This window comes from Azospira sp. MPR-E4 (assembly GCF_058809645.1).
On the sequence record NZ_JBXAST010000075.1, the window covers coordinates 1 to 15,183 of the forward strand.

Below are 15,183 nucleotides of genomic sequence, written 5' to 3' on the forward strand. Positions count from 1 at the left end.
GGCCGCAGCGGGCGTCGCGGCCCGGGGCGGGGGCGCCAAAACAAAAGGCCGAATCTCCAGGAGATCCGGCCGTCCTCATGGTCGAGCAAGCGCCGGACGAGGCCGGCGGGTCCCCCTATTTTTTATTATTTGATCGGCTTGCCCAAGCGGGTGACGGCGGCCACGGCGTGTTCCACCGTGGCGGCGACCTGCTGGCCCATGTCGGTGACCTGCTGCTGCACCCGGGCCTTGTGTTCCTGCTGGCTCATGGTGACGATCTGCTGGGCGTTCTGCAGGTAGGCCAGGGTCTGGCCCAGGACCGGCTGGGTGGCCTTGGTCTGCAGTTCCAGCACTTCCTGGGCCGACTTGGCGCCCATGACGCAGCGGGTGTGCTCGATGCCGTGTTCCAGCAGGGTGCGGGCGGTGTTGAGGTTGAGGTTGGCGAGACGTTCGATGCTGGCGAAGCTGCCGTGGGCCAGGTCCAGGGTGTTTTCCATATTGGTCTTGGTGACGGCCAGCAGATGGTTGTGCAGATTGATCATGTTATTACCCCTAGCGTTGTCTTATAAGTATCGGTGTCGATGTATCGAGCGGCGCCATCATAGCCACGGCAACCCTGCCTGGGACCCGGGTCGAGTCCCGGGAATGACCCTGGGGTCTCGCCTAGGTGAGAAGCCGGCGGGGATGTGTTAGCCCGGTGCCGCCCGTGCCTGCGGACGGTCCCGGCGCCGGCCGTCGCCCTCTGCGGCAGAGGGCGGGCGGGCCTGGCGGCGGAACCCTTTACCCCCGATGACAAAAGGGGCAAATGCATCTTACGCCCACTCTGGAAGCCAATGAATACGCCACTCTCCAGAGGTCATATGCCAAGAGTCCTACCGTAAGTGGCTTTCCGGGGAGGGGGTCTGTTAATGCCCATGGAATAAGCGCTGCCCGGCAGGTCCGATGAAATCAGGCATCTCCTTGGCGCTATTGGTGCGCTGCGACATGGGAACGGTGGCAGAGGCCAGGTGGCAGATGAAAGGCGACGTGGGACGGGCGGCGCGCCGGCAGGCCGGGGCAGCCTCTTAACGCCCCAGTCGATGTACTGTATATTTATACAGCCATGAAGGATGAGCCCTGCCCACTCCCTGACGATTCCCGTGCCCCGGTCCCGCCCGCCGACCTGCCCGCTGCCGCGGCCGGAACAGCGATGCCTGCCGCGGTGCTGCCCGAACGGCGCATCGCCCACCTGGACATGGACGCCTTCTTCGCCTCGGTGGAGCTGCTGCACTACCCGGAGCTGCGGGGCCGGCCGGTGGTGGTGGGCGGCCGTGCCGTGGACCGGCCCCGGCGCCAGGCCGACGGCAGCCTGCACTTCGCCCGCCTGCGGGACTACGTGGGGCGCGGCGTCATCACCACCTCCACCTACGAGGCCCGGGCCCTGGGCGTCTTTTCCGGCATGGGGCTGATGAAGGCGGCCCAGCTGGCGCCCGATGCCATCCTGCTGCCGGCCAACTTCGACGCCTACCGGGACTATTCGCGCCGCTTCAAGGCCGCCGTGGCGGCCATCGCGCCCTGTATCGAGGACCGGGGCATCGACGAGATCTACATCGACCTCAGCCACATCGAGGAGGCCACGCTGCCTCTGGCCCGGCGCCTGAAGGCGGCGGTGCTGGCCGCCACCGGCCTTACCTGCTCCATCGGCATCAGCCCCAACAAGCTGCTGGCCAAGATCTGCTCCGACCTGGACAAGCCGGATGGCATCACCGTGCTCGGCATGGAGGAGGTGCCGACCCGCATCTGGCCCCTGGCGGCGAAGAAGATCAACGGCATCGGCCCCAAGGCCAACGAACGCCTGGGTCAGCTGGGCATCCACAGCATCGGCGACCTGGCGGCGGCGCCGCCGGAAATGCTGGTGCAGCACTTTGGCCGCAGCACCGGCGCCTGGCTGCACCGGGCCGCCCACGGCATCGACGAGCGGCCCTTGAGCACCTCCCGGGAGCCCAAGTCCATCAGCCGGGAAAGCACCTTCTCCCGGGACCTGCACGCCCGCCACGACCGGGCCGAACTGTCGGAAATCTTCACCGGCATGTGCCTGCGGGTGGCCGACGACCTGGCGCGCCAGGGCTACGTGGCCCGCACCATCGGCATCAAGCTGCGCTATGCGGACTTCCAGTCGGTGACCCGGGACCTCACCCTGGCCGTGCCCACCGCCGACGGGGCGGCGATCCGCAAGGCTGCCGGCGAATGCCTGAAGCGGGTGCCCCTGCAGCAGCGCCTCCGTCTGCTCGGAGTGCGGGCCAGTTCCCTGCTGCCGGCGGCGGCAGCGGCGGCCCTGCCATCACCCCTGGTCCAGGCCGAACTGCCCCTCTAGGGCCGGGGCGGCGTCCCCGTTTTTCGGGGGGTGGCGATGGCCTTTTTTCGCGTCGCCGGGACCATGCCGGCGGGACAACCTTGACGCGCGTCAAGCCTGCATGGGGCGCGGAACCCAGCTGCCACCGTGACGCCCGATTCTATTGACCCTGATCAAAGTACGTTTTCTGCCGCTGAAGAAATTGGGGCCTCCTCACTCAATTTTTTCAGGAACAGGGAGCCATGAAAACGAAGCGTTTCAACCTACTCAGGCTGGCGGCCATTCCGGCCCTGGCCTTTGCCGTGCAGTTCGCCTTTGCCGGCACGCCGGAATCCCACGGCGACGCCACCATGCGCGATTACCAGGCCGGCGGCGGCTCGCCCCTGGCCAGCGTGCCCATGCACCAGGACATCAATCCCCTGGCGCCGAAGATGACCGAGGCCGAGTTCGAAAAGGCCAAGCGCATCTTCTTCGAGCGCTGCGCCGGCTGCCACGGCGTGCTGCGCAAGGGCGCCACCGGCAAGGCCCTGACGCCGGACCTGACCATCGCCAAGGGTCTGGAATACCTGAAGGTCTTCATCAAGTACGGCTCCGCCGGCGGCATGCCCAACTGGGGCACTTCCGGCGTGCTCAGCGACGACGAGGTGGACCTCATGGCCCGCTACATCCAGCAGACCCCGCCGGCCCCGCCCGAGTACGGCCTGAAGGAAATGGAAGCCAGCTGGAAGGTGATCGTGCCGGTGGAAAAGCGGCCGAAGAAGAAGCTCAACAACCTCAACCTGGACAACCTCTTCTCCGTCACCCTGCGCGATGCGGGCGAGATCGCCCTGATCGACGGCGACAGCAAGAAGATCGTCAGCATCCTCAACACCGGCTACGCGGTGCACATCTCCCGCATGTCCGCCTCCGGCCGCTACCTGTTCGTCATCGGCCGCGACGCCAAGATCAACCTGATCGACCTGTGGATGGAAAAGCCGGACACCGTGGCCGAGATCAAGGTGGGCATGGAAGCCCGCTCGGTGGAAAGCTCCAAGGCCAAGGGCTTCGAGGACAAGTACGCCATCGCCGGCACCTACTGGCCGCCCCAGTTCGTCATCATGGACGGCGACACCCTCAAGCCGCGCAAGATCGTCTCCACCCGGGGCATGACCGTGGGCACCCAGGACTACCATCCGGAACCCCGGGTGGCGGCCATCGTCTCCTCCCACTTCAATCCGGAATTTTTCGTGAACGTGAAGGAAACCGGGATGGTCTATTCCGTGGATTACCGCGATCTCAGCAACCTGAAGATCAAGATGATCGAGGCGGCCCCCTTCCTCCATGACGGCGGTTTCGAATCCACCCACCGCTACTTCATGGATGCGGCCAACGCCTCCAACAAGATCGCCGTCATCGACACCAAGGACGGCAAGCTGGCCAAGCTGGTGGACGTGGGCAAGACGCCCCACCCGGGCCGGGGTGCCAACTTCGTCGATCCCAAGTTCGGTCCCGTGTGGGCCACCGGCCACCTGGGCGACGATTCCATCTCCCTCATCGGCACCGACCCGGTGAAGCACGGCGACAACGCCTGGAAGGTGGTGCGCACCCTGAAGGGCCTGGGCGGCGGTTCCCTGTTCCTGAAGACCCATCCCAAGTCCAGGAACCTGTGGGTGGACACCACCCTCAATCCGGAAGCCAACATCAGCCAGTCCGTGGCGGTGTGGGACGTGAACAACCTGGACAAGGGTTACGAGCTGCTGCCCATCGGCGACTGGTCCGGCATCAAGGAAGGCCCCAAGCGCATCGTCCAGCCCGAGTACAACAAGGCCGGCGACGAGGTGTGGTTCTCCGTGTGGAACGGCAAGGACCAGGAATCGGCCATCGTCGTGGTGGACGACAAGACCCGCAAGCTGAAGGCCGTGATCAAGGACCCCAAGCTGGTGACGCCGACCGGCAAGTTCAACGTTTACAACACCCAGCACGATGTGTACTAATTGGGTCTAGCCTCTCCTGAAGCGGCATCCCAGCAAGACGAGAGAAGGTGCGCCTTCTCTCGTCTTTTCATTGGTCACCCCTAGCCGGAATCGCCCATGTTCAGTCCCAAGGAAAGCCGACGCTGCAGCCGGGAGCTGCTGTCGGACATCCCCCTCTTCAACGGCCTGGCCGACAGCGTGACGGACCAGCTGCTGGCCGCCAGCCGGGTCGTCTCCATTCCCGCCCACACCCAGATCTTTTCCGTGCAGAGCCCGGTCAAGGAAGCCTTCGTCCTGGTGCGCGGCACCCTGCGCCGCAGCACCCGCCTGGCCGGCGAGGTGGAAAAGACCCTGGAACTGATCCAGAGCCCCCAGCTCCTGGCCCCCGGCGAAGTGTTCGGCGCCGAGCGCTACACCTCCCAGTGCGAGAGCCTGGGCAGCAGCCTGATCCTGGTCATCGACGCCTGGCGCCTGCGCGCCATCGTGCAGCAGGACCTGCCCCTCAGCGACCGTCTCATCCAGCTCCTGGCCCTGCGCCTGCGCAGCACGGAATGCGACGTCACCAGTTACCACTACGGCCTTTCCGCCACCCAGCGGGTCCTCGACTACCTGCTGGCCCAGGGCGGCGAAGCCCTCAAGTCCGCCGGCGAAACGCCGGTGACCCTGCGCCCGAGCAAGAAAATGATCGCCGCCCGCCTGGGCATCACCCCCGAGTCCTTCTCCCGCTGCCTGCGGGAGCTGATCGACCTGGGCCTGATCGTGGTGGACGGGCGCGTCCTCTACATCCAGAACGCCGCCCTGCGGGATTACGAGAACGGCAATCCGGAGCGGCGCATGAGCTTTTCCCGGCGCGAGCGGGCCGAGATCATCCGTCCGCGCAAGAAGCTGTCCGCCGGCGCCCTGGTCAATCTCTGCGGCCGCCTGCGGGTCCTTTCCCAGCGTCTGGCCACCTCCTGGGCCATGATCGCCACCGGCCTGCCGCCAGCCAAGTACCAGGTGCGCCTGCGGGCCCTGGTGGGGGATTTCGAGCGGGTGGACAAGCGCCTCGACGGCCTGGCGCTGGCGCCCCAGGTGGGCGAGCGGCTGCAGGCGGTGCAGGCCATCTGGCCTGCCTACCGGGAAGCCCTGCTGGGCAGCGCCACCCCGGCCGAGGCCGCCGCCGTGCTGGGGCTCAGCGAGAAGATGCTGGAGGCCACCGACGCCATGACCAAGGCCGCCGAACTGTGCGGCGAGACGCCGGACGCCCACTACGTGAACACGGCCGGGCGCAACCGCATGATCTCCCAGCGGGTGTGCAAGCTCTTCCTATTCTGGGACTGGCCCGGCTGCGAAGACCTGGGGGAGCCGGCCCTGACCGAATCGGTGCGGGAGTTCGCGCGCAACCTGGCCGAGCTGCAGCAGAACAGCCACGGCGTGGCCGAGCTGGCGCTGCAGCTGAAGGAGGTGGACGCCCAGTGGCAGGTCTTCATCGCCTCCCTGCTGCCCGACCTGTCCCGGGCCCGGCGCACCCACCACGCCCGGGTGGTGTTCACCGAAGGCGAGCGCCTGCTGCGCCTGATGGACACCACGGTGAAGCTCTACGAGCGGCTGGGCAAATGAGGCCCGCCCGCCGCTCTTGACCGGGATCAAGCCTGCACTTCGCCAACTGACTGGTAACAAAGGATTATTTCCGGGCCGCCGGCCGCGGCGCGAAAAACTTGCCCGGGCCGGCACAGTGCCGCTTTCCAACCACTACACCGAAGGAAGCGTGCCATGAAATCCGCCCACCTCTCCCTGCTGGCCCTCGGCGGCCTGCTCCTGCTGGGCAACGCCCAGGCCGACGAAGCCCTGGCCAAGGCCAAGAACTGCATGTCCTGCCACCAGGTGGCGGTGAAGGTGCTGGGCCCCGCCTACAAGGACGTGGCCGCCAAGTACAAGGGTGATGCCGGCGCCGTCGACAAGCTGGCCGCCAAGATCAAGGCCGGCGGCAAGGGCGTCTGGGGCGAAGTGCCCATGCCCCCCAACAACGTCACCCCCGACGAAGCCAAGAAGCTGGCGACCTGGGTCCTCTCCCTGAAGTAAGCCCTCGGCCTTGTCCGGCGGACCTCGGCGCCCTGCCGTCGCCCGGTCCGCCGTCCCGCCTGCCTGTCCGGCAGGTCTGGTCCAAGCCCGGCCCTGGACGCCCCTTCGGCGCCTGCCCCGGCTACAATCCGGGCCATGCCTGCCTGCCGCCGTACCCCTTTCTCCGCTTTCATTCCCGCCTCCCTCGCGCCGGGCCTGGGCCGCTGCGGCGCGCTCCTGCTGCTGGGCCTGTGGGCCGCGGCCGCCGGCGCTGCGGACATCCGCCTCGGCGTACTGGCCTGGCTCGGCTCGGAAGAGGCCGAGGTGCAGTGGAAGCCCCTGGTGCAGGAACTGGAGCGGCGCCTGCCCGGCCACCGCATCCAGTTGCGCCAGTACGACCTGGATGAACTGTCCCAAGCCCTCCAGGGCGGGGAGGTGGAATTCGTCGTCACCAACCCGGGCCACTACGTCGCCCTGGAGGCAGAGCACGGCATCAGCCGTATCGCCACCCAGGTTTCCGCCCCTTCCCAGGACCCGGCCCACGTGGTCGGCTCCGCCGTGGTGGTGCTGGAACGGCGGCGCGACCTGCGCCGCCTGGAAGACCTGCGCGGCGCCACCCTGGCGGCGGTGGCGGAGGATGCCTTCGGCGGCTACCAGCTGATCTGGGCCGAACTGCTCCGCCACGGCCTGGACCCGGAGCAGGGCCAGCCCCGACCCCTGTTCACCGGCTTCCCCATGCCCCGGGTGGTGGAGGCGGTGCTGCGCGGCGAGGCCGACGCCGGCGTGCTGCGTGCCTGCCTGCTGGAGCGCCTGGAGCGGGAAGGGGCGGTGCCGCCCGGCCGCCTGCGGGTGCTCTCGCCCCGGGCCGACGTGGGCCATTGCGGCGTCACCTCCGCCCTCTACCCGGGCTGGGCCTTCGCCGCCGCCCGGGGCACCGACCCGGCCCTGTCCCGGGCCGTGCTGCTGGCCCTGCTCTCCCTGCCGGCGGACGAGGGCGGCCAGACCTGGAGCGTGCCCGCCGACTACCATCCGGTGCACGAGCTGTTCCGCGAACTGAAAATCGGCCCCTACGCCTTCCTGCGGGAGACCGGCTGGGATGCCCTGTGGCGCCGCTACTGGCCCTGGGCGGCGGGGCTGGTGCTGCTCCTGCTGGGCGGCGGCCTGTACACCCTGCGGGTGGAGCATCTGGTGCAGCGGCGCACCCGGGAACTGAGCTCGGCCCTGGCCGAGCGGCACCGGCTGGAGGCCACCCTGCGCTCCGGCCAGGAGCAGATGGACCATCTCTCCCGCCTCTCCATCCTGGGGGAGCTGGCCGGCACCCTGGCCCACGAACTGAACCAGCCCCTGGCCGCCATCGGCAACTACGCCCGCAGCCTGCTGCGCCGCCAGCAGGCCGGCAACCTGACGCCCGAGGCCCTGCAGCAGGCGGCGGCGGAGATCGCCAGCGAATCGGAGCGGGCCGCCGGCATCCTGGGCGGCATCCGGGCCTTCGCCCGCAAGCGCAGCCGGGTGCGGCAGCTTTGCGATTTGGCCCAGCTGGTGCGGGAAAGCGCCGACCTGCTGCGGGGCATCCAGGCCAAGGCCCCGGCCATCGCCCTGGAAGACGCCCTGCCGCCCGGCGGACGCCAGGTGCTGGCGGACCCGCTGCAACTGCAGCAGGTGCTGCTCAACCTCTTCAAGAACGCCTGGGACGCCCAGGAGGCCGTCGGCAGCGATGCCCCCATCGCCGTCAGCCTCAGCGCCGGGGAAGGGCGCTGCCGCGTCGCCGTGCGGGACCACGGCGGCGGCCTCAGCCCCGAATTGCAGCAGCGCCTGTTCGAACCCTTCTTCACCACCAAGCCCGATGGCCTGGGCCTGGGGCTCTCCATCTGCAAGACCATCATCGAGGCCCACGGCGGCGAACTGGCGGCCGCCGCGCCCGCCGACGGCCCCGGCCTGGTCCTGCACTTTTCCCTGCCCCTGGCCCCTGCCGGCGAAAGCACGCCCCCATGAACACCACTGCCACGCCCCCGGTCATCCACGTGGTGGATGACGAAGCCCCCTTCCGCCGCTCCCTCCTGTTCCTGCTCGAGTCCGTGGGCTGGCAGGCGGTGGGCCACGAATCGGCGGAAGCCTTTCTTGCCGCCGCCCCCGCCTTTCCCGCCGGCGGCGGCTGCCTGGTGCTGGACATCCGCATGCCCCGGGTCAGCGGCCTGGAACTGCAGCGGCGCCTCAAGGCCGGCGATCCGGCCGCCAATCCCTTCCCCATTATTTTCATGACCGGCCACGGCGACGTGGAACTGGCGGTGCAGGCCATGAAGGAGGGGGCCGTGGATTTCCTGCAGAAACCCTTCAAGGACCAGCAGTTCCTCGACACCGTGGAGCGGGCCGTGCAGCTGAGCCTGGAACGCCACGCCGCCAGCCGCCGCCACCAGGAGGCCCGGGAATGCCTGGAGCGCCTCTCGGCCCGGGAGCGGGAAGTGGCGCGGCTGCTGGCCCTGGGCCAGGCCAACAAGGAAGTGGCGCGGGCCCTGGGCATCAGCGAAAACACGGTGCATGTGCATCGTCAGCACGTCATGGAAAAGACCGGCACCGGCAGTGCCGCCGAACTGGCCCGGCTCATCCTGCGGGCCGACCCGGCCGGGCTGGACTGAGAGTCGTCAGACGCCGGCGGCTGCCTGGCCCCTGTTGCCGGCCGCCGCCGCGTTGAAGGATTCCAGCACCGGCGCCATGGTGGCCACGCCGCGCCGGATCGCCGCCTCGTTGCAGGCGGAGAAGCCCATCACCAGCCCCGGCGGCGCCGGCTGGCCCATGCCGTAGAAGGAGATGGGGCGGGCTTCCACGCCCCAGGCGCCGAGGGCCGCGGCCACCGCCCGGTCGTCGCTGCCCCGGGGCAGGAGCGCGGTGGCGTCGAGGCCGGTGGTGATGGGCAGCACCGTCAGCAGGCCGTCGAGCTGGGTGGCGCACTCGTGCTGGAAGCAGGCGGCCCGCTCGCCGTAGAGGCGGCGCATCTGACGCAGGTGGCGGGCGAAGTGGCCTTCGCCGATGAAGGCGGCCAGTACCGCCTGGGGCAGGATCGGGGCGTGGCGCACGGTGAGGGAAATGGCCGAGGCAAAGGGTTCCGCCAGCCATTCGGGCACCACCGCGTAGGCCAGGCGCAGGGCGGGAAAGAGCAGCTTGCTGAAGGTGCCCAGGTAGATCACCCGGTCGTGGCGATCCAGGCTTTTCAGGGCCGGCAGGGGCGCCCCGTCGAAGCGGTACTCGCCGTCGTAGTCGTCCTCGATGATGATCCGCCGGCCCGCCTCGGCCCAGGCCAGCAGGGCCAGGCGCCGCTCCAGGGGCAGGGTGCCGCCCAGGGGCGACTGGTGGGCGGCGGTGACGTAGGCCAGCCGGGCGTCCGCCGCCGTCGGCAGGGCGTCGGTGCACAGGCCCAGCCGGTCCACCGGCACGCCCTGCACCCGGGCGCCGCCCAGCTCGAACAGGCGGGCCGCTCCGGGATAGCCCGGGTCTTCCACCAGGGCCGCATCGCCCGGGTCCAGCAGCAGGCGGGCGCACAGGTCCAGGGCCTGCTGGGCGCTGGCCAGGATCATCACCTGGCCCGCATGGCAGTCGATCCGCTGGGAATAGCGCAGGTGCTCGGCGATGGCCCGGCGCAGGGGCAGGTGGCCGGCCCCGTCGCCGTAGCCCATGTCGTCGGGCCGCAGGCCGCGCCCCTGCTGGTGCGTGAGGCGCTGCCAGAGGGCGTGGGGAAAGGCCCCCAGGTCCGGCTGGTTGGGGCTGAAGGGCCGCCCCAGGACCATGCCCTCCCGGGAGAGGAAAGGGCTGTTCGCCAGCAGTTGTCCCTGGCGCGACAGCCGGGGGCGCTTGGCGGCGGCATCGTCCGTTCCTGCCCTGTCGGCGGCGGTAGCGCGGGCAACGCCCGGGGCGGCGCTGGTCCGGGGCTGCGTCGTGCCGGCTGCGGCGATGGGCAGGGATGCAGCCACGGTGGTGCCGCTGCCGGTGGCGCCGCTGAGATAGCCTTCGGCGATCAGCTGGTCGTAGACGGCCACCACGGTGCCCCGGGAGATGGCCTGCTGGCGGGCGAAATCCCGGGTGGAAGGCAGGCGGCACCCCGGCGCCAGGCGCCCGGCCAGGATCGCGGCCCGCAGCTCCCCGCACAGCCAGCGTTGCAGGGTCACGCCCTCGGCCCGGGGAGCCAGGGCCAGCTCCAGTTCTGCGGCACGTTTCATGGAAAGTGGACCAATCGTATGGACGATAAATGGACGTATGCATCGTACCACCGGCCCATTAGGATGGCCCCATCCTGCAGCGCGGGATTCCCCCAACTCTCCCAAGGATGGAAACCATGGAACAACGCTTCGATATCGGCAAACTGATCCCCGACGGCTACAAGGCCATGTTCGGCGTGCACACCTATGTCCAGGGCGCCGGCCTGGACCTGAGCCTGCTCGAACTGGTGCGCCTGCGCGTCTCCCAGATCAACGGCTGCGCCTTCTGCGTCGCCATGCACGTGCCCCTGGCCCGCAAGTACGGCCTCAGCGAAAACCAGATCAACCTCACCGCCACCTGGAAGGAAGCCCCGGTCTTCGACCCCCGCCAGCGCGCCGCCCTGGCCTGGGCCGAAGCCGTCACCGCCCTCAGCGGCCAGGAAGTGCCGGACGCCATCTACGAAGAGGTCAAAGCCCACTTCAGCCCGGTGGAAATCGCCAACCTGACCCTGTGCGTAGTCGAAATCAACGGCTGGAACCGCCTCATGGTCGCTTCGCGTACGCCGCCGTTGCTGTAGGTCGGAGCGGGAAAACAAAAAAGCCAACCCTGGGGTTGGCTTTTTTGTTGGGGCTGATTGCTGCTAAGCACAGGGTGGTTATAGGGATGCTATCGATCCTCAACAGACCTTCAAATCTCGGGCGGCGCAACGGCAACTTTCCGATTGCTGTGGACGTTCCGAGTGTTGGCTGAACGCTAACAGCTCGGCCTGAACGGCCATTCATTTTCTGGTCAGGAAGGGCCGCCATGAGTAGATACCTGCCCTAGGCTGTTGTCGCCAGCTTGATGTCGGCGGTCTCAGGCTCCTCATCTGGATCGGCCTCCCTTGGCCCCACGGCCAGTCGGATGGTCTCCAAATCGACCTTAATGTCATCGAAGCCCACGTCATAAGCTGCGCGGGCAATCAAGATCTGGGCGGCACCGATCACGAAGCGATCTCCTGCCGAGATGCGAAGGCCAGCAGCTTGCAGCCGTAAAGCCACCGCATCGACGGACTGTCGCACGTCTTGAATGGCGGGTGACTGGTGCAGGGCAAACGCCTTCTTGCGACACACGAGGATTGCATCAAGGCTGATCGGGTCTTTAGCCGCCGTCTTTGGGCTCGCCGCGCGTAGTTCGGCGTGGACAGGATGGGCCGTAACCACAGCCAACCCCGCCTTGTTGAGCGCCTCATAGATGGCCGCCCATCCCTCGGCCCGCGAATGATGGAAGCTGAATGCTAAGACCCCATCATCCTTGAGCACGCGGCATGCCTCGGTGAACACCGAAGCAAGCTGGCGAGCAAACACACGCGGATCTTTGTGCTGAACCTCCCCCTGGTCGGACGAGTCCTCGCGGGCCATCCATGGGTAGCGATGACGCAGAACAGGTGAGAGCCAGGAAAAGAAGAAGTCGCTCAACTCCGAGTAATGAACGAAGTCGAAGTAGGGCGGATCTGTCACCACCGCATCCACCGAACCAGCGGGGACAGGCAGTTTTGAACTGTCGCCATTGAGAATCAGCAAGCCATTATCTGCGGCCTTCAATTCGGGCCATGTCTCGACACGACACGCGCGGATCGGATGACTGGCCAACGTCTTGCGGGAGCCTATACGGTTACCGTTCTGATCAAGCTCAAAAGTGATCTCGAACGGCTCGTCGAGATAGCGTTTCGCACGCAACAGCCGGGACTCGAACAACGTGCTGAACGTACCACTGCTCTTGTCTGTACCCCACACAGAATTTTCCAACGGGGTGCGCTCTGGCTTGAGGATGTGGTTCGAGAACATGTGTCGTACTGCCCCAGTACCCTCGCCTTTGAAGCTGCAAAACAGATTGTTGAACTCCAAGGTGCTGGAGAACAAGCATAGCATCTGCTCTCGCACTGCCAAGTCGTCAATGGTCAGGATTTCGCGAAGCAGCAACCCAAGGCACAGCAGTTGGCGAGCATTGAAGAAGTCGCGCCACTGAGTGTAATTGTAGCCTCGCGCCTGGTCAGTGTTGTAGCCAGGTCGGACAGATGTTTCTGGCAGGGGCAGCACCTCGCTCGCAAGACGCGCCTGGGCTTCTTCGTAGAGCGCCAAGTCCTCGTCACGCACTGGCAGATAGATCTTCGTGCCATCGGTACGTAAGGCCATCATCGCATACATGCGATGAGACGGAGGGTTGCCGTCCTTGGGCAGCAGTTCCTTGATCCGGTAACGCTGGCCGCCTTTGGTCGTGACGTACTGACCGGCGGCTGGGCCAATCTGCGGGTTAAACTGGTGGCCGCAATGCTGGCAGTGAAGGTCGGTCGTGTCGTAGCGATCCTCCAGCACACTCCAGCAGCTAGGGCACACGATCTGCGCACGCGGCTTCTTCTTCGGATAGGCGTCCTGAGAGAACACGTAGCGCGACAGCAAGGGGATCACCTCACCCTCCGGCGTCGTGACCGTCTTAACCCAAAAGTAGTACAGCACCTGGATCAACTCGCCTGTCTGAGGATCACGGGTTTTGTAGTAGCGTCGAATCTCCGGTGCCACATCGCGCTCCAGCCGTTCAAAAGCGGCACGAAGCTCTGGCTCGGGCACCGGAGTGAACGCCTGGCGCACCAGAAAGGTGCTGACCGGGTTGATGTCGCAACCAATGGCCTTGGCGCCGAGCTTAACGGCTTCACCAAGCGTCGTGCCACTACCCATGAAGGGATCGAGTACCACCTTACCAGCTAGGTCGTGCGTCTTGTAGAACTGCGCCCAGGTGTCGGTGCCAGGCGGGCTCAAGGCGCCAAGGGCAATGCCACGAAACACTGACCCGAGTCGAGTCGCCCACCACTTGTGAATGTGGTAGATCGGTCTGTTGATCTCTTTACGCCAGCTTTCCTGCTCGGCGATCTGGCTGATCTCGACCAGCGGGAAATCGCACTCCAGCGCGGTCGCGGGAGCCGGGCGGGCAAGCCCGATCTTGTCGGTATTGGTGTTCACTCGTCGTCCGGCAGGTCGTCCACTTCGGGCTGCACCTGAGTGCTCGTCATGGAGACAGTTTTGTTCGCTTGATCCTTGAGTCGGTAGGCCACGAATCGGTGCTGGGTGCCGGCCTTGGGGTTAGGTACCCGCTCTGCGCTCAACTCGTTCGTGCGGAGGTCAAAGTTGTAGCCAACCACCAGCGTCTCAGCCTCGACGCGAGTGAGGTTCCCGACCACTTGGTAGCGGTCATCACTGCCGAAGTTCTCCGGCAGGATCAGGGTCATCAAACCGGTGGCGCCCTCGGTCAGTGCGAAGGGTGTCGGCGCGACGTACATCTTTCGATCACGGATCATGATGTCACCGTAGGTGCCAAAACCCTTCACGCTCTTGTTCTTGTGAACATAGTTGTGATCGGCGTTCAGGAAGTCTCCGTGGCAGACCACAAGATCGACAACTGGGTACTCCATACCATCTGGGTCTTTTGGATAACGGCCAAATACGTAAAAAATCTGCCGACCATTGTGATAGCCGGTAGGCACTTGGCTATTCGAGTCGTAGTTGCGTTCCCGACCAGGCAACGCCAACCCCTTGATTTCATATCCCTCGGTGTACTCAACCAGCGAAAAGTCAGGGTAGGTATTTCTCCCTGATCCCTCAAAGTGGAAATCAAGACCCTCCAAGCGTTTCTCAAACCAGTTCTGAAAGTGAAACTCTTTGTCTTTCTTGTGCTCGAGCTTGATGTTCTCGCCAGCTTCTATTGCCTGGACACACTTTGCAAACACGTCGAATACGGTTGTCTTTTTTGTCATGCTGCCCCTTTGTTGAATTCCTTGCACTATTTGTCCTGGTTGCATGGCATCTGATGTTTCATGTGGCAGTGGAAAAGGCCAATGAAAGTCCCCAAATTTCGCCCCATCTGGGTCGGAAGGATGACGACCTCGTTTTCGAGATGCGCCCTTACAGGTTTCACAATAGCAGGGCATCGAATTCCCTCGGTTATCCCTGATTACTCCTGTGGTGGGCTTTATCTCGTATCTGTGCCAGATTGATTCCGCGCTGGCACTACCGCTCCGACATGCTTGTGGGTTGTGGCCATCGACACACCATAACGGCTGGCTATTAACGTGACACCTAAATGCTCAGATCGCGTAGAAGCGGATATTTTAACACTCGGGACTACTTGTCTTCGGCTATTGATTTCCTGGCCACACCGGCATCTATCACGCGCAATGCGTCGGACATACCAAGCATCGGCACGCCCCCGAGGACAAGTAACTCAAAATTTGATGTCGACACAAGTCAGCAGGCGGCGGCCAGAACCTGACGCCCCCCCCAAGCGTCATCGGTGTCATCTATCACTTAACGGCAGGTATCCGACACATTACTGACCTAGACGAGTAGGTTGTTGCGCGTCTGCAAAGGCCGAACAGCACGAATTCGCTGTCTGGCAGCATTTGGAGTGGAACGGCCTGTTGAATGGCCGTAACCGAAACGAGCTGACAGGCTGGCTGTGGCCGAAAGCGGCCCTGGGCTTCATTCGATCCCAATTGCGGTCTGCCAGCTCAGCCCCCATTCCCCATCAGTTTTCCTCCCGCTTCAACTCATGGGGCCTGGCTCCCAGGTCGTTCCACGGGGTGCCGTGGCTGCGGGCCTGGGTGAACCAGCGGAGTTTGGCGGCCAGGCGGAACAGCCAGGCGGGGAGGAGGGGGCGGGC

The 15,183-nt window shown here is 65.7% G+C and carries 11 protein-coding genes; 7 read left to right on the forward strand and 4 right to left on the reverse strand.

What is annotated here, in order from left to right; translation table 11 throughout:
• Positions 1 to 125 precede the first annotated feature (125 nt).
• Complete coding sequence (locus tag AC1RTA_RS15390; protein WP_492785229.1) at positions 126 to 521, reverse strand: phasin family protein; 396 nt, start codon at positions 519 to 521, stop codon at positions 126 to 128.
• Positions 522 to 1,168: 647 nt separating this feature from the next.
• On the opposite strand from AC1RTA_RS15390, the gene dinB reads away from it, so the two are divergent.
• The 6 genes from dinB (at position 1,169) to AC1RTA_RS15420 (ending at position 8,936) form a co-directional block, all read left to right on the forward strand.
• A complete protein-coding gene (gene dinB / locus AC1RTA_RS15395; protein WP_492785230.1) occupies positions 1,169 to 2,332 on the forward strand; it encodes a DNA polymerase IV in 1,164 nt (387 codons plus the stop codon).
• 221 nt (positions 2,333 to 2,553) lie between these two features.
• Positions 2,554 to 4,284, forward strand: coding sequence for a nitrite reductase (locus AC1RTA_RS15400; RefSeq protein WP_014237143.1), 1,731 nt, complete (start codon positions 2,554 to 2,556; stop codon positions 4,282 to 4,284).
• 96 nt (positions 4,285 to 4,380) lie between these two features.
• The gene (locus tag AC1RTA_RS15405; protein ID WP_287874111.1) at positions 4,381 to 5,862 is read left to right on the forward strand and encodes a type IV pili methyl-accepting chemotaxis transducer N-terminal domain-containing protein; all 1,482 of its coding nucleotides are present in this window, start codon (positions 4,381 to 4,383) and stop codon (positions 5,860 to 5,862) included.
• A 153-nt stretch (positions 5,863 to 6,015) separates the two neighbouring features.
• A complete protein-coding gene (locus AC1RTA_RS15410) occupies positions 6,016 to 6,324 on the forward strand; it encodes a c-type cytochrome (protein ID WP_130458235.1) in 309 nt (102 codons plus the stop codon).
• A gap of 135 nt (positions 6,325 to 6,459) precedes the next feature.
• Entirely contained in the window at positions 6,460 to 8,295 is a 1,836-nt protein-coding gene (locus AC1RTA_RS15415; protein ID WP_492785231.1) for a sensor histidine kinase, read from the forward strand.
• Positions 8,292 to 8,936, forward strand: a complete 645-nt coding sequence (locus tag AC1RTA_RS15420) for a response regulator transcription factor (RefSeq protein WP_287874113.1) — start codon at positions 8,292 to 8,294, stop codon at positions 8,934 to 8,936. Before AC1RTA_RS15415 ends, AC1RTA_RS15420 begins: the two co-directional genes overlap by 4 nt.
• 6 nt (positions 8,937 to 8,942) lie before the next feature.
• On the opposite strand, the gene pdxR is transcribed toward AC1RTA_RS15420, so the two are convergent.
• Entirely contained in the window at positions 8,943 to 10,511 is a 1,569-nt protein-coding gene (gene pdxR / locus AC1RTA_RS15425) for a MocR-like pyridoxine biosynthesis transcription factor PdxR (RefSeq protein WP_492785232.1), read from the reverse strand.
• Positions 10,512 to 10,627: 116 nt separating this feature from the next.
• On the opposite strand from pdxR, the gene AC1RTA_RS15430 reads away from it, so the two are divergent.
• Positions 10,628 to 11,068 (forward strand): carboxymuconolactone decarboxylase family protein, encoded by a 441-nt coding sequence (locus tag AC1RTA_RS15430; RefSeq protein ID WP_492785233.1) that lies wholly within the window; start codon positions 10,628 to 10,630, stop codon positions 11,066 to 11,068.
• A gap of 244 nt (positions 11,069 to 11,312) precedes the next feature.
• Here AC1RTA_RS15430 and AC1RTA_RS15435 read toward each other — a convergent pair whose 3' ends face one another.
• Positions 11,313 to 13,487 carry a DNA methyltransferase gene (locus tag AC1RTA_RS15435; protein ID WP_492785234.1) on the reverse strand — a complete coding sequence of 725 codons (2,175 nt, stop codon included), beginning with the start codon at positions 13,485 to 13,487 and terminating at the stop codon, positions 11,313 to 11,315.
• Positions 13,484 to 14,305 (reverse strand): hypothetical protein, encoded by an 822-nt coding sequence (locus AC1RTA_RS15440; protein ID WP_492785235.1) that lies wholly within the window; start codon positions 14,303 to 14,305, stop codon positions 13,484 to 13,486. Before AC1RTA_RS15440 ends, AC1RTA_RS15435 begins: the two co-directional genes overlap by 4 nt.
• Positions 14,306 to 15,183: the final 878 nt, after the last annotated feature.